Raw genomic sequence first — 18484 nt, forward strand, 5'->3', positions numbered from 1 at the left:
AATGTTCATTCCGAAAAATCCCCTTTAAAATAGATTCTCCATAACGTAAAGAAAGCTAGCGATGCTAGCTTTCTTTATAATCCAATATGTTCTTCCTTATTTACAGTAATCCCTTTATGATCAATTTCAAGCTCACATACTTTCATAGCTGCAAATACTCTCGCTAATTGGTCAGCTATTTCTTTACGCTTCTCGTACGGAGTTAAAATAAAAATGGATGGTCCCGCACCACTAAGCGCTGTTCCATATGCTCCGAATTCTTTTGCACATTTACGAATTGATGGTAATAACGGTACAAGTTCTAAACGATATGGCTCGTGGAAATGATCTCTTTCCATCATTTCACCTACAACTTCCCACTTCTTTTGACATAACGCAGCTACTAATACGTTACTTATCGCACTAGCCTTAACCGCTTCATGAAACGGAAACATCTCTGGTAATACAGATCGACTTTCATCCGTATTTAGCTCTTCATTCGGAATAAGAGAAATTACGCCTAATTCCTTACTTTCAATCCTTACAACCGAAACATTTTTTCCATCAAGTGCTCCGATTACAGTTCCACCTAAAATAGAAGCAGCGACATTATCTGGATGTCCTTCAAAGTTTGTAGCAATTTGAACCTTTTGATCAGTTGTTAAATATAAATTTCCAAGTTGATTCGCAAGCTCTATTCCTGCTACAATCGCTGATGCGCTACTTCCTAGCCCTCTTGTCAGCGGAATATTACTAGTAACTTCTATTATATGGGGTGATAAAGAAGGACATACTTTACATGCCGTGCTAACAATTAAATTTTTATCGTCTTTTGGAATTGAATCGTCAAAAGAATGTATCACTTGCCACTTATCAGCTTCTTCCTTTACACTTACTTCTAAATATAATGACAAAGCTATTCCAACAGAATCAAATCCTGGTCCAACATTCGCTGTACTAGCAGGAACACGAACTCTTAATGGTATCACGACATAATCACCCCTTTAATATGATCTTTAATTTGTTCTATATCATTTGACACACTTGCAATATCAAATTTATTAGAAGAAATTGCGATATCAGGATCTTTTAAACCATTTCCAGTTAAAACTGCAACAACTGTTTCGCCTTTTTTGATTTTTCCAGATTGAACATGTTTAATTACGCCCGCTAATGAAGCATTTGATCCTGGCTCTGCGAAAACTCCTTCAGTTTTTGCTAACAATCTATACGCATGTAAAATCTCCTCATCTGACACCATATCTATTTCACCATTAGACTGTTCGGCAGCCTCTACTGCATACGGCCAACTTGCCGGATTACCGATGCGAATCGCTGTTGCAATCGTTTCAGGTGCCTCAATGACATGTCCTTTTACAATTGCCGCCGCTCCTTCCGCTTCAAAGCCGTGAATTCTGGGCTTCTTATAGCCTTTTTCTTTCTCGTATTCACAGAACCCTTTCCAATATGCTGTAATATTCCCAGCATTTCCAACAGGGATAGCTAGAACATCTGGTGCGTTTTGCAACTGGTCACAAATTTCAAATGCCGCTGTTTTTTGCCCTTCAATTCGGTAAGGATTTACTGAGTTTACTAATGTAATCGGCTCTTCTGCAGCAATATTTCTTACAGCCTTAAGTGCATCATCGAAATTCCCTTCTATTGAAATGATCTCCGCTCCATAAGCAACTGCTTGCGCTAATTTCCCATGCGCAATCTTTCCTTCTGGTATTACGATAATACATTTCATTCCGAGGCGTGCCGCATATGCGGCAGCTGATGCCGATGTATTACCTGTAGATGCACAAATAATTGCCTCTGCCCCTTCTTCTTTCGCCTTTGCAACTGCCATTACCATGCCACGGTCTTTAAAAGAACCTGTTGGATTCGCTCCTTCATATTTCCCGTATAACTGAATTCCTAATTGCTTTGATATATTTAATAATGGAATCAGAGGTGTATTCCCTTCCATTAAGCTGACATCAGGTGTGTTTTCATTCACTGGTAAATAAGAAGCATACTGTTTTAATAGTCCTTTATACATATTGTTTTTCCTCCTCAATAATGTAGTAACTGTTTATTTCACTTGCGACATCTTCTATCGCCCCTAAAACTTGTTCGAATTGATATTTTGAAGTTCGATGCGTCACAACAACGACTTCTGCAAGTTCGCGATTTAAAGGTAATTGAATAACTTCTTTTAAACTTACAGAATAATTAACGAAACATTCCGTTACTTTTCGCAACATCCCTGGCTCATCTCGTAATGAAATACGTAAGAAATATTTCGAAACTACTTCTTCATCTCCTTGTAATTCGTAAGGCTCTGGTTCTTTTAACGCACTTTTATTTTTCGGAACTTGATTCATATTTTTAACGATTGAAATAATATCACTTACTACAGCAGAACCAGTTGGTAACTTCCCAGCTCCAGGTCCGTAAAACATCACTTCCCCTACTGCTTGACCGTGAACATACACCGCATTGAATTCATTATTTACATTCGATAACGGATGATGCCTTGGTAATAAAGTCGGTTCTACACTTAAATGAATGGCTGATCCTTGTTTCTCTGCTTTACCAATTAATTTCATTGTAAATCCTAATTTTTCGGCCATCTCTAAATCTTCTTTTTCAACCTTTCGAATACCTCTAACTTGAACATCATCTAAAGAAACATTCATCGAAAAACCTAAGTTTGCAAGAATTGCTACCTTTCTCGCAGCGTCTAGTCCATCTACATCCGCTGTCGGATCTGATTCTGCAAACCCTAATTTTTGCGCTTCCTGTAAAGCCTCTTCATACGACCATCCATTTTGACTCATCTTTGTTAACATATAATTTGTTGTTCCATTTACGATTCCCATTATTTTTTCAATTTGATCTGAAGCTAGCCCGTCTGATAATCCTCTTAATATTGGAATCCCACCGGCTACACTCGCTTCGTAACATAGGTCACATTCATTTTTATTTGCCAGTTGCAAAAGCTCCGCACCGTATACGGCCATTAAATCTTTATTTGCTGTTACAACATGTTTTTTATTTTGTAAAGCCGTAACAATATGCTGTTTTGCTTCTTCAATTCCGCCCATTACCTCTACTACAATATCAATATTTGAATCATTTAGAACTTCATCTACATTACTTGTTACTACGATTCCATCAATGCAAACATCACGTTCCTTTTCCAAATCACGTACAACGACTGTCTTTACCTTTACTTCATATCCTGTATCAAGAGCGATCTTTCGATAATGTTCTTTCAAAATATGGACAACACCACTTCCGACAGTACCTAATCCTAATACCCCAACATTAATAACGTTATTCATTTTCTAATCTCCTCCTAAATAGTTTAATTGTTACACCTGTGAATCACCTTACTCTGCTTTTTAATCATACAGGTGGTGGTTATTTCCGTACGTACTAATCGTTTCATGTTACCGCACCTCCTTTCAAAGTAATAAAGTGAAACTTTAATCAGTGGGGATTTTGTCCATTCCTCACTGATTATTAGTTGAACCAATCGGGCTTTTACGGACAGTTGATCTCCCGTCTTACTCCCTCGCATCCGCCAAATTTTGAGATGGGAATCTTACTGACCGTTAATGCGGGATAAAAAAACACACTCATCCCTAGGAAAGGGACGAATGTGTTTTCGTGGTTCCACCCTTGTTCCAACCTAGACTTACTTTCTTCTAGATTGCTCAAGTTCAGATAACGGCTGATACCGTCAATAATTACTAGATTACTCGTTCACTATTGAAGTTCAAAGGTGGTAAGATCATTTTTCGTGTTAGGAAGCTCACAGCCTTGTCTTCCCTCTCTGTAAACCGTAAAAATCATCTCATGTCCTTATCGTTACTTTTTCGTTCATGTCTATTTGTTAACTTATTATAGTTATCAACTTTTTAAAAAGCAAGCCTATTTTTCTTCACAATTTTTAAGAATATGAATAATTATATTTTAAAATAATAAATCATCTAATACAGATGTATTCTCTTGCACATATATTCATCACATACAAATTAACAATATTCATAGTTAAAGTCTCACTCTAAAACGTTTAGAGTTTCATACTTCAACACTATATTTAAAAAATAATTTTTAATACAATCTTTCCCTATAACTTTCTTCTAAAGAACGTGCAACTTCCTCTTCTGAAGCATTCACTTTCGCATGCTCCATTAACATTTTCGGTGCTGAAGGTAGCTCTGTTTTATTTAACCATGACTCTGGATCCCACATTTTTGAACGAATAAAAGCTTTTGCACAATGAATATAGCATTCTTCTATTTCAACAACAATTCCAAGTAACGGATTGCGTCCATTCGCCTGCATTTCTTTCAAAATTTCTTCATCGTTCGTAATATATGCTTTACCGTTTATTCGGAGTGTTTCCCCAAGACCCGGAATAAAAAAGATTAACCCTACGTGCGAATTTGAAATTATATTTAAAATAGAGTCTATACGACGATTACCCGGTCTTTCTGGGATGATAATTTTATTTTCATTTAATACATATACAAATCCAGGTGCGTCTCCCCTCGGCGAAGCATCACACTCTCCGAATTTATTTGCAGTAGATAATACTAGAAAAGGCGATTTAGACAGGAAATCTACACAATGGTGATCAAGTGATGAAATAACTTTTTTCAAAGCCCGTTCACTTGGTTGCCCCAATATTTGTCGTAATTCTTCCTCAGTTGAAATTATTGATTTTATTTCCTTATTCTCTATCTTCACTAATAATCACTCCTTTTTCTTTATTTTCCCAAAATTCAATACAAATATTGTATAATAAAATTTGCAGAAAGGGGAATTAAAATGACAGAGTGGTTAACAATATTTGATCCTGAAAGAAATACACTTGGAAAGAAATTACGTGATGACGTGCATCGTGACGGTGATTGGCACGAAACATTTCATTGCTGGTTTGTAGAAAAAGATGCTGAGGATATGTTCTTATATTTCCAATTACGCTCTAATAATAAAAAAGAAGCCCCGGGTATATGGGATATTACATCCGCCGGACATATTATGCATGATGAAGATGTACTAATTGGCGGTCTACGTGAAATTGAGGAAGAACTGGGTCTTTCCTTCCAAACGAATGATTTAACATACAAAGGAATCTATAAAATAGATTATGAAATTTCAAGCCTTACTGATCGTGAGTTTTGTCATATGTATTTCCACAATGTAATAAAACCACTTCCATTTGCACCAGGTGAAGAAGTAGACGATGTGATGAAAGTACATGCGGCTTCTTTTCTACAACTATTAAGAAGAGAGATTTCATCTTTAACGACTAATTCTGTTTTAAACAATAATCCGATAACGATAACATTTGAAGATATTTATCCTTATGATCTTGAATACTATGAATTTGTTATAGTGCAAGGACAAGAATCGCTAAACAAAAATAGTTTATAAAAAAATAGGACTCCCAGCTTACTTTATTCGGGAGTCTTATTTTTTTATTGCTCAAGTATCTTTAATTTTTTCTCTACTCGTATAAATAATCGTATAATTAATAACAGCATAACAATCATAATCGCAATCATTGTATGTGGATATCTAAACAGTATACTAATCACACTTCCAATTAATATCATGATGAATCCATTTTGTTTCATCACTTCTGCACTATACTTGTTACCTGCATCCCATAATTTCTTATTTTTCATAGATCGTTTCGTACGGTAACCATATGCTGCGTTAATATCCGTCGGTGGATTTTTTTGAAGAATAAGTGCCGCAAGTATAAATATAATACCAATCAATATGCTCATTCCTACGTTTACTAGTGCATCCATCAATTATATCCCCCCTAACTTACACCTTCATTATACTATACAACTCTTAAAATTCCAATTATTAACATTTTTATTTTCTCTCTTTAGATGTCTGGAACATACTTGGAAGTGTTACAAAACGTGCCCCTTTCGTTTTTAACTGTGGAATGATTTTGTCTAGCGCATCTACAGATCCTTGTAAGTGTCCACCTGGAGTTGAATGCTGAAGTATGACACTTCCTGGAAATGAATTCCCTAGCACATTATTTGTAATCGTATCCGCACTTACCCCTTTCCAATCAACTGTATCAACACTCCACTGTACAATCATAAAATTTTGCTCCGTCGCCCACTTCAATTGATTTTCAAGTATTTCACCATACGGTGGACGTATAAATTTAGGAGCATAACCAGCTAAACGATTTAATATTTCTTCCGTTTTTATAATTTGATTACGGTACTCAGCCTCATTTACTTTCGCTAAATTCGGATGATTATACGTATGATTACCAATTACATGCCCTTCATTCGCGATACGCTTTACTACATTCGGAAACTTTTCTGCATTTTCACCAAGTAAGAAAAAAGTAGCTTTTACATTATATTGTTTTAACTTATCTAAAATTTTTGGCGTAAATACTAAATCTGGTCCATCATCAAATGTAAGAGCTACTTCCGCTTTATTGTATGGTCCTGAAAATGCATACGCATATTTTTCAACCCATGTAAATGGTGTCCATGACCCTCGATCCTCTTCTTTTATTTGGGCTTCATAATTTTGAGGAACATGTAATGCGTATGGCATCGCATTTACATAGTCTCCATAATAAAATGAATGATATGGCATATAAGCATACGAAATATTGCGTTCTAGCCCCAAAGGAAATGGAACGAACATTTCTGGCGCATAAAAATAATACATGATAAAAACCTCCCTAAAATTTCATATGTGATTCATCTGTACTTTGTTAGAGAAATTCTTATTCATGAACAAAAATAAGACTGTCCGTAATTAGGACAGTCTTACTGCTTTATACAATTAATAAAGTGAAACTTTAATCAGTGGGGGTTTTACTGCCCGTTTATGCGGGATAAATCGATGTACTATCTTTCGGCAAAACTTTCACATGTTTTAAATAGCTTGTCACTTTGTCATCATCATCTTGCGGGTATTGATATCCATATGTGTTAGCAATTTCGTTCGCAACTTCCCTAAATAAATCACCCATTACAAAGAATGACTCCCATATATTTTCATATTCTGCATTTGAAAATGTCTTTCTAAATTGCTCCCACGTATCTTTTTCAACATATTGCTCGAAATGCTTACCAAACTTTCCGGTATTCACTGTAAAATTTGTTTTCATGCCAATATGCCATTCTATCATTACGATTAACATATCTCGCATTGGGCCTTCAAGCATTCCTTTCGCATAAGAAAGTTCCTCTCTCCATAACCCTTTCCCTACATTTGTGCTGCACCACCAAAATTCATTACAGCAATCGAAAAACTCTTTTTCTGTAGGATTTTTTATAACGTAATCTTTATCACTTGCTGGCGGAAATTCTCCAATACAATTGTCTTTATCCAGTAGTAATTCACTTAAACTATCCTGTCCAATAAATTTATTTATTAAATCAACTGGAACTAGCATTAAATCAATTCGATTCCCATCCATGAACTGCATTAAATAAGGAAATTTCCCGTCTTTATCAGCTGGAAGTAACGACATTTCTTCCGGCATTTGCACAATCATTATTTCTCCAAATCTATTAATCCAACTATGATTACACGTAAAAGATTGTATATCTTTTACAACATAAATAATATCATAGTCTTGAAAACAATCTTTTTTCACATTTGGATTCACACGTGACCCATTCATGATGACAGCTCGAATTCTTTCATCCTCTTTTGCTGTATTTATAATTAAGTCTAACATTTCTTTTTCAGTTCTCATCTTCTTATAGCCTCCAAGTTTTTAATATATAATATAAAGCTATGTAAATTGGAGGTCCACGAGCTAAATTCGTTGTACAAGATACACGTTATAATTTTTGAAACTTCTTTTTCATCCCTTTTTCCTCCTTACATTACTCTGTTACGACTGCCATTACAAACCCATCGTACCCTTTACTTCCTACAGTTTGAAGCGCAGTAGCACTTACACGCGGCTCAGCAGCTATTAGCTCATAGAAATGGCGTATCCCTTGTACACGAGGGTCATTACTAGTATTGTCAATAACTTCACCTTCACGTACTACGTTATCCCCAATAATTACAGTACCAGGGCGTGATAGTTTCAGTGCCCATTCAAAATAAGCAGGGTTATTTTGTTTATCCGCATCTATGAAAATAAAATCAAATGGTTCATACTTCTCATTTTCTATTTGTTTTAAAGAATCTAACGCTAATCCTAATCGTATTTCAATTTTATCATTCAAATTGGCACGCTCAATATTGCTCCGTGCAATTTCAGCATGCTTTTCACTTGCTTCTAATGTAACAATTCGCCCTCCAGATGGCAATGCTCTTGCAAGCCATATTGTACTATATCCGCCTAGAGTGCCAATTTCTAATATGTTACGAGCTCCTTGGATTTGTACTAATAGTTGTAAAAACTTCCCTTGCGTTGGCGATACATCATGTGCCGGCAAATTAGCTGAAGCATTTGCTTGAAGAACTTCTTCTAATGTAGAGTCTTTCGGTATTAATACATCACTCATATATTGATCAACAGCCGTCCATTTCTCAATCGTACTCATGTAAATACCATCCCCTTAAAGTTTTTAATACTTATCTACCATTCACATTTAATTATATCGAAAATTCCGTTTCATACACAAAAAATAAAGAAGGGACACCCACTCCATTACAGAATAGATGTCCCTTCTTTGTACTTTATATTTATCCCTTACGGATTAGTAGACCAAAGTCCTGCTGATTTAATAAATGTACGTTTATTTAATTTCAGCTGCGCTACGATAAACTCTGCAATATCTTCCGCTTGCATTACTTTATCAGGATTTCCATCAGTTAATCCTAAGTCTACAGCCATGTCAGTTGCTACTGTACTTGGTGTTAAAGCTGTTACACGGATATTATGTTTACGAACTTCCATCGCTAACGATTCTGTTAAACCAAGAACACCAAATTTAGAAGCACTATATGCACTTGTTACAGGTGCACCTTTTTGTCCTGCTGTAGATGAAATATTAATAATATCACCAGATTGTTGTTCAATCATACTTGGTAAAGCTGCACGAGTTGCATAGTATACACCCATTAAGTTTACTTGAATGATTTTTTCCCAATCAGCAACTTCTAATTCTAAAAACTTACCGAATTTAGAAATACCAGCGTTATTAATTAAAATATCGATAGATCCTAAACCGTTTTTTAATGTTTCAATTGCAGTAGTTACCTCTTCATATGAAGATACGTCAGCAGTCGCAATAACAGCTTTTACGCCTTCTGCTTCTACTTCTTTCGCAACTGCTTTTAAGTTTTCTTCTGAACGAGCTAAAAGACCAACATTTACGCCTTCTTTCGCTAATGCGATCGCTACAGCGCGACCAATCCCTCTACCTGCTCCTGTAATTAAAGCATTTTTTCCTTGTAATAATTCTGCCAAGTGTAACACTCCTTAATCTTCTCAGTTGTTTATTATATTAAAAGTGTAGCTATGTTTATGTAAAAAGGCAATGATGCACTTTTATGTGCGTAGGTTACTTATAGGTAACTATAGTAATGGTAAATGCATTTTTAAAGAAAAATAGTGTTAGAAGGCCTCCTTCTAACACTATTTTTCTTCATGATTTGGAATACGCACAATAAATTCTGTACCATTTCCTTCTACACTCTCAACTTTTATTTTTCCTTGATGAAGGTCGAGTACTTTTTTTACAATTGCTAGACCTAATCCACTTCCTCCATAAGCACGGTTTCGTGAAGAATCCGCTTTATAAAAACGTTCAAAAATATGTTGTTTCTGTTCTTCGGATATACCAATTCCCGTATCATGAATACTTACTTCCAGGAATTCTTTATGTTCTTTTAAATGAATTGTAATCATGCCACCATTTGGTGTGAATTTAATACTGTTATGAATTAAATTAATCCATACTTGGCTCATACTTTCTTTGTCTGCAGTAACACACACTTTATCCATATCAAGATCTAGCTCAAGTCCTTTTTCATCCCAAAGAGGCTCACTATTTAACACAATTTGTTTCAACTGTTGATCTAATCGATAAGTAGCTCTTTCTGGTGAATACTCCTCTGACTCTAAAAGTGTTAGCTTCAATAAATTTTGACTCAATTTAGATAATCGCGTTGTTTCAGTTTCAATAATAGTAAGATAATGTTTTCTTTTTTCAACTGGTAGATTATCATCTTGTAGCGCTCGAGCAAATCCCTTAATAGATGTTAATGGCGACTGTATTTCATGAGAAACATTCGATACAAATTCTTGTCTCATTTTCTCCATTGCATTAAGTTCATCCGTCATATCGTTAATACTTTTTACAAGCACACCAATTTCACCATCATACTTTTCTTCATTCCGTATTTTTACAGAGAAGTCCCCTTTTGCAATTTTTTGTATCGGTTCAATGATCGTCCAAATCATCGCCTCTCGCTTCGGTCTCATTAAAATTCCGATTAATGTCCAAATAAGAACGATAAAAACAAAGCCGACCATATCACTAATTAGAAAAGTAATAAAAGGCGATACGTTTATTTCAAAAGCTTTCATTACACTAGACGATACAAAAAAGGCTATTGACCAAATTATAGTAAGAAAAGCAAAGAGCGCTACTATCGCCCCCATTACTTTTAACATCTTCATCTTACTCATTCTTTCTCTTTTTCTCATTTACTTACCTCTAAGCGATACCCTAAGCCCCTTATCGTCCTTATACTAAACTTTGATAGCTCTTCTTGAAACTTTTCACGCAACCGATTAATATGAACGTCTAGCGTGCGTTCATTCCCTTCAAAATCATATCCCCATACGTCTTCTATTAATTGCTCTCTTGAACAAGTTCTTCCCGCTTTAGATCCTAATGTAAAGAGCAACTCAAATTCTTTTAGCGGCAGCGTCACCGTTTGTTCTCCAACGTTAACTTCAAATGTTTTACGATTTAACAGTACATTCCCAACTTGAATAGATTGCGATACTGTAATTTGGTAACGTTTCAATAATGCCTTCACTCTCACAACTAATTCTAAAGGATCAAATGGTTTTACAAGATAATCATCTGTTCCGAGGTGAAATCCTTTTACTTTTTGAGATGTTTCACCTTTAGCAGTCAGCATAAGAATTGGGATATCATAGTATTTTCTTAATTCATAACATAAATCAAACCCATCCATATTTGGCATCATAATATCAATAATCGCCATTTCGACTTTCACTTCTTCTATTTTTCGAAGAGCATCTAATCCATCAACGGCCTCATATGTTTGAAAACCTTCTCGTTCCAAAAATACAGAAACAAGTTCTCTAATGTGCGGATCATCATCTACAATTAAAATTTTGGGTATCAAGGAATCATATCCTTTCTGCTTAACATACTTTTTAGCACTCTAAAATCAACAAACAGTGAAGTGCCCCTTCACTGTTTGTTTTCATTCTATAATGCTCCTTCTTTAATTTTCAATTGTTGCATTGCAAATTCACGGTACATGTCATGTGTCCGTAATAACTCATCATGTGAGCCACTTCCTGTAAGATTCCCTTTTTCAATAAAGATAATTTTATCTGCATCTACAACAGTAGAAAGTCTATGCGCAATAACTAAAGTTGTTCTACCTTTCATTAAGTTATTTAACGCCTTCTGAACAACCGATTCCGATTTACTATCAAGACTTGACGTCGCTTCATCTAACATAAGGATTTGCGGGTTTCGTAGTAACGCTCGAGCAATCGCAATTCGTTGTCTTTGCCCTCCAGAAAGCTTCACACCACGCTCTCCAACTTCTGTTGCGTATCCACTTGGTAAATCATGAATAAACGCATCAACATACGCCATCGCTGCTACTTTTTCAATTTCTTCATCCGTCACTTCACCCTCAACACCGTAGCAAATATTATCACGAATCGTTCCATCAATTAACGGACTATCTTGTGAAACGTAACCAATTTGACGTCGCCATGATTGTAATGAATATGCTGTAATTGGTTCTTTCCCTAATTTTATGAAACCACTAGTTGGCTCATAAAAACGTTCTAACAGCGAGAATAAAGTTGTTTTTCCGCTACCACTTGGTCCTACAATCGCCGTTACTTTTCCAGATTCAATCGTGAAGTCGATATTTTTCAAGATTTTCTCTTCTTCGTTATACTCAAAATGTACATTTTCAATAACGATCGGCTGCTTCGCATTTGTAACATTCATACCTGTTTCATGATCTTCTACTTCATATTCTAAAATCGTATTAATTCTTTCGGTTGCACCAATTGCTTTTTGGAACTGAGTAAAGAACATTGATAACTGACTCATTGGCATAATAATTTGAACCAAATACAAAATAAATGCTACAAGTTCACCTGTTGTTAATGCACCACTAGAAACTCGCATTCCACCATACCCTACGATAATAACAAGCAATGCCATTAAAACAAACGACATAACAGGTGAAATTAATGCTTGCACTTTTCCTTCTTTCAAACCAAATTGCAATAATTTTTGGATACCTGTATTACCTGTTTCATATTCTTTTTTTTCCGTATTTGAAGATTTTACTAAACGAATTTCTGATAGTACTTGTGTTAATACACTAGTAAAAGAAGCCGTTTCATCTTGAAGTGCTTTTGAAATCTTATACATTTTCCGTCCAAGTGGAACTAAAATTAGTACCGATAATGGAATAACCGTTAAAAGTAAAATTGTCATTTTCCAGTCTAAAACAAATAATACAATTAATGACCCAATAATTGAGATACCGCCTGTTAATAAGTTTGACAAATGCTCAGAAATTAATGTTTTAACAACACCTGTATCATTTGTCATACGACTAATTGTATCTCCCGTTCTGTTTTGATCATAATAAGACACTGGTAAAATAAGTACCTTTTTCCACAATCGTTCTCTAAGTCCAGCTACAATTTTTTGTCCAATATAATTCAGTAAATAAATTGACAATCCTGCAGCAATTGTTTGAATAATAAAGAATGCAATTAATCCAACAATTTGTCCCGTACTAATTGAAGAAAGTGAAAAATTATCAACTAAACCTTTTGTCAGCATTGGAATAAACAAACTCGCTCCAGTAGAAAGTAAGCTCATTATTAATGCAAAAATAAGAATGCCTTTCGGTGGATTTGTATCTTGAATGAGACGTAAAAACTGCCTCCAATTCCCTTTTTTCTTTTCTGTATTCCTAACTTCCATTGTCGTTCATCTCCTCGTTATAAACAAAACTATTCTTTCTAAAACTAGAATACGCTATAAATGTAAACTGAATGTAAACACACTTTTTTCTAATTTTACAAAATATACATATAAACTCATCTTTACAACAAGTATAAATATCTGATATTATTACCTGGTACTTATTATTATTCTATGTAAATTATAGACTACGCATAGAAAATATATAACTAATTTTATCAATTAGCTAATTTAAAACACTATATAAATCTCCAGCATTGAAAGGAGTATCCTTTTTGCAAACAAATACACATTCCGAAAAGGAAACAATCATTTTTATTCATGGATTAGTTGGAAATCGCCGCGCCTTCAAAAAAGAGCATAAACGATTTTCTGCCTCCTACAACATTATAACTTATGATTTATTAGGTCACGGCGACGATAAAGGAGAAGCTATCGACTTTTCAATACAGCGCCTCGTAGATCAATTATTGAACTTGTATGAAAAAGAGGGAATTAAAAAGGCTCATATTTGCGCTCTAAGCTATGGCTGTTATATCTCTACGACATTTGCACAAATGCATCCAGAAAAAGTATTGAGTATTTGTCATATTGGTGGACATTATAATAACCCTTCCCGTTTATATAATGTTTTTCAGAATTTTTGGGAAAAACGTGGTGATGAATATTCATCTTGGCTTTCTCAGTATGCTAGTACTATTTTTCCAAGTGGAATACTAAGGGCAAATCCATTCGCTGTTATTTCACGAAATATTTATTACCGTTTCGGATTACAATTACACTCGTCCATTATTGCTGAGTCATTACGACACCGCTTAGAATTCGACTTAAAATCTAAATTAAAAGCACTTCCCCATCCTATATTATGGGTGATGGGAGAACATGATCATCTCTATAAATCTTGTCTCTTTGATTTGAAGTCCATTCTTCCGAACGTTTTATATAAAGAAATTCCATTAGCAGGTCATGCAGCAAACTTATTCCGTCCAAACTATTTTCATGATTTATATGCTAAGTTTTTGCATGGAAAATTGACATAAAGTGAAACTTTAATCAGCGGGGATTTGTCCATCCCCGCTGATTATTATCCCGCAAATAGCAGGATAAATACTACTATACTGTTAGTTTATCCAACTATGAAAAAGGCTTCCCAAGTTTCCCTGGAAAGCCTTTTCTCTATACGAAAAGTATATAAAATACTTTTTCTTAGTATGCTTTTGTGTAACCTAATAGGTGCTTACTCCAGTAAGAGTTGCTTACAGAGCTAATGCGTACACCAGTTGCGTCAGTTTCTGCACTGATGAACTGTCCATTACCTAAGTAAACGCCCATGTGAGAAGGACCTGATTTATAAGTATTTTGGAAGTATACTAAATCACCTGGTTGTGGACTGTTAGTCTTTGTTTTAGAGCTCCAGTATCCAGCAACTGTTTGACGAGCGCCTTTATGACCAGTTTGATTTAATACGTAGTGAATGAATCCACTGCAGTCAAAACCAGCAGGTGTTGTACCAGCAGTTCTGTATGGTGAACCATTTAAAGATCTAGCGAATCCAGCGATTGAAGATGTATCTCCACCTGTTGGTGCTGTTGGTTTTTGTACTTGGTTCGTACCTTGGTTCGTACCTTGGTTACCACCAGTAACTACATTATTCACTCCGCCTTTTACAAACTTAACAAAGTCTGCACTTACGTAACCAGTGCGGCCATTATGGTTAATTTTATACCAACCATTTTCAGCGCCAGTAACGTTTAATACTGTACCATTTGTTACCCCACCAATTACAGGGTTATATGTAGCTGGACCTGTACGTACTTTTAAAGCACCTGTGTTAACAACATAAGATCCACCAGTTTGAACTGTAGTAGTATTGTTGTTGTTTGTAGTTGGTTGCTGAGTTTCGTTAGATACAGCTGAACCACCTTTTGTTACGAAGTCTTTACTTACGTATCCAGTTCCACCATTGAAGTTAATTTTAAACCAATCTTGAACTTCACCTACAACTTGAACTGTTTTTCCTTTATTTACAGAACCTAAAACAGTATGAGATGCACTTGGGCCTGTACGTACGTTTAATGAAGAAACGTTTACTGTGTAAGTACCTGTTCCTTGCTGAACAGTAGTAGTAGTTCCTTTATTGCCACCAGTTGTTACGAAGTCCCCACTTACATAACCTGTTTGACCATTTACACTAACTTTGAACCAACCGTTTTCTTGTCCAATTACTTGAAGTACTTGACCTGATTTCACTTTGGAAATAACGTTATGTCCTGTACCAGCACCTGAACGTACATTTAATACATCAGCTGTTACTGTGTATTTTAATTCAGAAGTTGTTTCTACCGTTTTTGTTTCAGTTACAGTCGTTTGAGTTTGAGTTTGTCCATTAATTTCTTTTAGCGCATCATTTGAAACTTGTGCATGAGCAGAATCCATTCCAGGAACTGCTACACCTACTACAGATGCTGCTGCTAAACCTGCGATTACTTTTTTCATAAGTTGTCTTTACTTCCTTTCCCTACTATCCTCTTGAGAAAACTATAAACTTAGTACTTTACAATATTATCAAAGTAAAATATTCATCCAGTTCCATTTTTTAGCAAGAGTTTTATTTTTCACACATCGTTTATTTTAAACGATTGAAGTGAATTTAGTGTGAACTTCATGTGAACTTTATCATTAAACAGTGTGTTTTTGCAATGCTTTTTTCAAATTTCTTATGTATTTCATTGAAAATTCGACATTCCATTCATTATCTTAATATATATTTTTCTTTTGCTATCCACTTTAAAAAACTCTATTAATCTAATACAATGCAAAGAATGTATTTTCTAGTAAAGTCCCTTCCATGAAGCATACTCTTATCATGACAAAAAATGCTTTTTTTATCAATAGTATAATATTTTTAGAAAACTATTTTTGATATTATCCATCGTTTTTAAAAGATTTGACGATTTGTAAGATTTAACTCCAAAAATTCTGTTCTAATTTGACGAAAATACACATTCCACTATCTATTTTTCACTATCCATGGAATTTTCAGGATATTTATATTATCATATATAAAGTAGGATTTTAATCCATACAAATTTTATTCACCCCACACTGAAACCAATCGAACTTTTACAGGTCGGTATTCTATACGTATCATTGAATTTTGATATGGAAGCCTTACTGCCCGCAAATAGTGAGATAAAAAAAGGAGATATATTTATGAAAAACATAATAGATGATCCTATAAATAAAAATATAGAACTGTACTATGCTTTTTTTCAATTCGTTTCAATTATAACATTACAAAAAGTATCAACTATTGAAACACGTAAAAACAAATTAAAAAATCAGATGAAAAATTCCTACAAAAAAAATCCTTACTACTTATAAAAGGTGAACAGATTATATCTCTGTTCACCTTTTATTTTTTATTTTATTTGTAAATTTTCACACGAGTTTCTAATGGCTGATATTCTTTATCTCCTGCCGAAACTACCGGTTTACCAAATGGCATTTGCGCAGTTAACTTCCAGTTTTCAGGTACATCCCATTCTTTTTTTACTTCCTCATCAATCAACGGATTATAATGCTGTAGTGTAGCACCAAAACCTTCAATCTCTAATGCTGTCCAAATCGCAAATTGCAACATTCCAGAAGATTGCTGAGACCATGTAGGAAAATTATCTTTATATAGTGCAAAGTTCTCTTGCAAACTTTCTACTACTTTACTATCTTCGAAATACAAAACTGTTCCATAGCCACTTTTAAATGCATTCATTTTCTCTTCAGTAGGTGCAAAATTATTTTCAGGCACAATTTTTCGTAACGTTTCTTTCGTAACATTCCATAATTTGTCGTGTTGTTCACCTAGTAATACAACAACTCTTGCACTTTGAGAATTAAAAGCCGAAGGTGTATGTTTCACAGCATGATAAATCACTTCTTGAATTCTTTCATCAGAAACTACTTGCTCTTTACTAATCGCGTAAATAGATCTTCTGTCTTCAATTGCTGAGTAAAAATCTTTTGCCATTACAATTCCCTCCAATTTTCATTTGAGGCAGTATCATATGTACGAAGCATATAATGCCTCTCGAACTTATTATTAATAAGTTCTTAACTTAATAATATCAACAAACAAAAACAAACTCAAATGATATCACTTGAGTTTCCACTTCCTATACGTCAAAAAATAAAAAAACAGTTTATTGTCACCAAAATCAAGGTTCAATAAACTGTCTGTCTTATTTTTATAACAATCTAAATTACTTCTTTCTTCACCTAATTAAGCAATTGAAATGCATAGGACATTAATTTATTTGTTTCTGTAAAACGTTTTGTTTTACTTTTTGTCCCCATAACAACTGTAATAACACGATTATCGCCTTGTTTTGCAGTACCTGTAAAACAATACCCTGCGCTATCTGTAAACCCTGTTTTTAAACCGTCTATTCCTTCTATATATAAAGCTTTATTATTTTTGTTTAACATCTCATTTGTGTTTGTAACATTAATATTATTAAATGCTAACTGACTTTGACGTAAGTGAGTCACTTCTAATATCTCTGGGTAATCTTTTATAAGATGGTACGCTAATTTCGATACGTCAGCTGCTGTCATTTTCGTTTCACTTCCGTCAGGCTCCTGCAATCCGGAAGCATTCGCGAATTTAGCTTTATCTGACATTTCTAACTGCTTTGCTTTTTCATTCATAAGTTGAACAAAGTTTTTTTCTGTCTTAGCTACATGTTCCGCTAAAGCGACAGCCGAATTATTAGCCGATTCAATCATTAACGCATGATATAAGTCCTTAACAGTTAATGTATCATTTGCTTGCATCGGGATTTTTGCACCCTCTGTTTGTGCCGACTTTGCACTTATTTTCACTGGATCTTCCCAGTGGACTTTCCCATTATGTATACTCTCTAAAACGAGATATGCTGTCATCATTTTTGACATACTAGCAGGGGCAACAGCTTCATTTTCATTATTTTGATAAATAACTTCTCCATTACTCGCATCGATAATAATAGCTGCTTTTGCATCAATTTCTGGTGGTATATATTTTGGTGGAACTACTTTTTCAGATAGCCCTGTTTTAGGTAGCTCTGCCACTTGTAAAGGCTGAGTATCTACATTTGTTTCACTCTTTTGAACTCCTTGGAAAAAGAACCAACATATACCCAGAATTACTACTAACAGGATTGTTAATCTTCCCCATTTTAACCGCTTCATTCTAAAACTCCTTTAACAAACCTTTTATACACTCATGTTTAACCATAACAACAATTACTTTATATCGTCAAGGTAAAAAG

18 protein-coding genes and 1 other annotated feature are annotated in these 18484 nt (G+C 34.7%); of the genes, 3 read left to right on the plus strand and 15 right to left on the minus strand.

The genetic code is table 11. The annotated features are described in order from the left end of the window. Positions 1 to 74 precede the first annotated feature (74 nt). The 4 genes from thrB to NSS74_RS14125 form a co-directional block, all read right to left on the minus strand. Complete coding sequence (gene thrB / locus NSS74_RS14110) at positions 75 to 968, minus strand: homoserine kinase (protein ID WP_002189304.1); 894 nt, start codon at positions 966 to 968, stop codon at positions 75 to 77. Continuing rightward, positions 965 to 2023, minus strand: a complete 1059-nt coding sequence (thrC, locus tag NSS74_RS14115) for a threonine synthase (RefSeq protein ID WP_340813832.1) — start codon at positions 2021 to 2023, stop codon at positions 965 to 967. Before thrC ends, thrB begins: the two co-directional genes overlap by 4 nt. Beyond that, complete coding sequence (locus tag NSS74_RS14120) at positions 2016 to 3311, minus strand: homoserine dehydrogenase (RefSeq protein ID WP_149190403.1); 1296 nt, start codon at positions 3309 to 3311, stop codon at positions 2016 to 2018. The genes thrC and NSS74_RS14120 overlap by 8 nt, the downstream gene beginning before the upstream one ends. 307 nt (positions 3312 to 3618) lie before the next feature. After that, positions 3619 to 3850, minus strand: a binding site (T-box leader). A gap of 236 nt (positions 3851 to 4086) precedes the next feature. After that, positions 4087 to 4725 (minus strand): pyridoxamine 5'-phosphate oxidase family protein, encoded by a 639-nt coding sequence (locus tag NSS74_RS14125; protein ID WP_002012360.1) that lies wholly within the window; start codon positions 4723 to 4725, stop codon positions 4087 to 4089. A gap of 81 nt (positions 4726 to 4806) precedes the next feature. Between NSS74_RS14125 and NSS74_RS14130 the strand changes: the two genes are divergently transcribed. Then, positions 4807 to 5415 carry an NUDIX hydrolase gene (locus NSS74_RS14130; protein ID WP_215601043.1) on the plus strand — a complete coding sequence of 203 codons (609 nt, stop codon included), beginning with the start codon at positions 4807 to 4809 and terminating at the stop codon, positions 5413 to 5415. Between the two features lie 44 nt (positions 5416 to 5459). Here the strand turns inward: NSS74_RS14130 and NSS74_RS14135 are convergent, their stop codons facing one another. The 8 genes from NSS74_RS14135 to NSS74_RS14170 form a co-directional block, all read right to left on the minus strand. Further along, the gene (locus NSS74_RS14135; RefSeq protein ID WP_002086147.1) at positions 5460 to 5798 is read right to left on the minus strand and encodes an SdpI family protein; all 339 of its coding nucleotides are present in this window, start codon (positions 5796 to 5798) and stop codon (positions 5460 to 5462) included. A gap of 70 nt (positions 5799 to 5868) precedes the next feature. Then, positions 5869 to 6699 carry a peptidoglycan-N-acetylglucosamine deacetylase gene (locus tag NSS74_RS14140; protein ID WP_215601042.1) on the minus strand — a complete coding sequence of 277 codons (831 nt, stop codon included), beginning with the start codon at positions 6697 to 6699 and terminating at the stop codon, positions 5869 to 5871. A 160-nt stretch (positions 6700 to 6859) separates the two neighbouring features. Further along, positions 6860 to 7738 carry an aminoglycoside 6-adenylyltransferase gene (locus tag NSS74_RS14145; protein ID WP_061674172.1) on the minus strand — a complete coding sequence of 293 codons (879 nt, stop codon included), beginning with the start codon at positions 7736 to 7738 and terminating at the stop codon, positions 6860 to 6862. Positions 7739 to 7871: 133 nt separating this feature from the next. Continuing rightward, positions 7872 to 8543, minus strand: coding sequence for an O-methyltransferase (locus NSS74_RS14150; RefSeq protein WP_088039228.1), 672 nt, complete (start codon positions 8541 to 8543; stop codon positions 7872 to 7874). A 149-nt stretch (positions 8544 to 8692) separates the two neighbouring features. After that, on the minus strand, positions 8693 to 9412 hold the full coding sequence (locus tag NSS74_RS14155) for a 3-ketoacyl-ACP reductase (protein ID WP_002012353.1): 720 nt from the start codon (positions 9410 to 9412) through the stop codon (positions 8693 to 8695). Between the two features lie 168 nt (positions 9413 to 9580). Further along, on the minus strand, positions 9581 to 10654 hold the full coding sequence (hitS, locus tag NSS74_RS14160) for an envelope stress sensor histidine kinase HitS (protein WP_012260763.1): 1074 nt from the start codon (positions 10652 to 10654) through the stop codon (positions 9581 to 9583). After that, positions 10651 to 11328 (minus strand): envelope stress response regulator transcription factor HitR, encoded by a 678-nt coding sequence (gene hitR / locus NSS74_RS14165; RefSeq protein WP_002031358.1) that lies wholly within the window; start codon positions 11326 to 11328, stop codon positions 10651 to 10653. The genes hitS and hitR overlap by 4 nt, the downstream gene beginning before the upstream one ends. 86 nt (positions 11329 to 11414) lie before the next feature. Beyond that, entirely contained in the window at positions 11415 to 13175 is a 1761-nt protein-coding gene (locus NSS74_RS14170; protein ID WP_002031356.1) for an ABC transporter ATP-binding protein, read from the minus strand. Positions 13176 to 13450: 275 nt separating this feature from the next. Between NSS74_RS14170 and NSS74_RS14175 the strand changes: the two genes are divergently transcribed. Then, positions 13451 to 14215, plus strand: coding sequence for an alpha/beta fold hydrolase (locus NSS74_RS14175; protein WP_002141349.1), 765 nt, complete (start codon positions 13451 to 13453; stop codon positions 14213 to 14215). 166 nt (positions 14216 to 14381) lie between these two features. Here NSS74_RS14175 and entFM read toward each other — a convergent pair whose 3' ends face one another. Then, entirely contained in the window at positions 14382 to 15671 is a 1290-nt protein-coding gene (entFM, locus tag NSS74_RS14180; RefSeq protein WP_002141348.1) for an enterotoxin EntFM, read from the minus strand. Between the two features lie 717 nt (positions 15672 to 16388). Here entFM and NSS74_RS14185 point away from each other — a divergent pair. Then, on the plus strand, positions 16389 to 16559 hold the full coding sequence (locus NSS74_RS14185; RefSeq protein WP_002086168.1) for a hypothetical protein: 171 nt from the start codon (positions 16389 to 16391) through the stop codon (positions 16557 to 16559). A 43-nt stretch (positions 16560 to 16602) separates the two neighbouring features. On the opposite strand, the gene NSS74_RS14190 is transcribed toward NSS74_RS14185, so the two are convergent. Next, a complete protein-coding gene (locus NSS74_RS14190) occupies positions 16603 to 17202 on the minus strand; it encodes a nitroreductase family protein (protein WP_002141347.1) in 600 nt (199 codons plus the stop codon). 248 nt (positions 17203 to 17450) lie between these two features. Beyond that, the gene (locus NSS74_RS14195) at positions 17451 to 18404 is read right to left on the minus strand and encodes a D-alanyl-D-alanine carboxypeptidase family protein (protein ID WP_002031349.1); all 954 of its coding nucleotides are present in this window, start codon (positions 18402 to 18404) and stop codon (positions 17451 to 17453) included. Positions 18405 to 18484 lie beyond the last annotated feature (80 nt).

It is taken from the genome of Bacillus sp. FSL E2-8868 (assembly GCF_038005505.1).
GTDB classification, from domain to species: Bacteria; Bacillota; Bacilli; order Bacillales; family Bacillaceae_G; genus Bacillus_A; species Bacillus_A mycoides.

What these genes read in the sequence shown, in the direction of transcription:
- thrC (WP_340813832.1), bottom strand. Translation starts at nt 2,023, where the DNA reads ATGTATAAAGGACTATTAAAACAGTATGCTTCTTATTTACCAGTGAAT.
- NSS74_RS14120 (WP_149190403.1), bottom strand. Translation starts at nt 3,311, where the DNA reads ATGAATAACGTTATTAATGTTGGGGTATTAGGATTAGGTACTGTCGGA.
- NSS74_RS14130 (WP_215601043.1), top strand. Translation starts at nt 4,807, where the DNA reads ATGACAGAGTGGTTAACAATATTTGATCCTGAAAGAAATACACTTGGA.
- NSS74_RS14135 (WP_002086147.1), bottom strand. Translation starts at nt 5,798, where the DNA reads ATGGATGCACTAGTAAACGTAGGAATGAGCATATTGATTGGTATTATA.
- NSS74_RS14140 (WP_215601042.1), bottom strand. Translation starts at nt 6,699, where the DNA reads ATGTATTATTTTTATGCGCCAGAAATGTTCGTTCCATTTCCTTTGGGG.
- NSS74_RS14145 (WP_061674172.1), bottom strand. Translation starts at nt 7,738, where the DNA reads ATGAGAACTGAAAAAGAAATGTTAGACTTAATTATAAATACAGCAAAA.
- NSS74_RS14150 (WP_088039228.1), bottom strand. Translation starts at nt 8,543, where the DNA reads ATGAGTACGATTGAGAAATGGACGGCTGTTGATCAATATATGAGTGAT.
- hitS (WP_012260763.1), bottom strand. Translation starts at nt 10,654, where the DNA reads ATGAGAAAAAGAGAAAGAATGAGTAAGATGAAGATGTTAAAAGTAATG.
- NSS74_RS14170 (WP_002031356.1), bottom strand. Translation starts at nt 13,175, where the DNA reads ATGGAAGTTAGGAATACAGAAAAGAAAAAAGGGAATTGGAGGCAGTTT.
- entFM (WP_002141348.1), bottom strand. Translation starts at nt 15,671, where the DNA reads ATGAAAAAAGTAATCGCAGGTTTAGCAGCAGCATCTGTAGTAGGTGTA.
- NSS74_RS14185 (WP_002086168.1), top strand. Translation starts at nt 16,389, where the DNA reads ATGAAAAACATAATAGATGATCCTATAAATAAAAATATAGAACTGTAC.
- NSS74_RS14190 (WP_002141347.1), bottom strand. Translation starts at nt 17,202, where the DNA reads ATGGCAAAAGATTTTTACTCAGCAATTGAAGACAGAAGATCTATTTAC.
- NSS74_RS14195 (WP_002031349.1), bottom strand. Translation starts at nt 18,404, where the DNA reads ATGAAGCGGTTAAAATGGGGAAGATTAACAATCCTGTTAGTAGTAATT.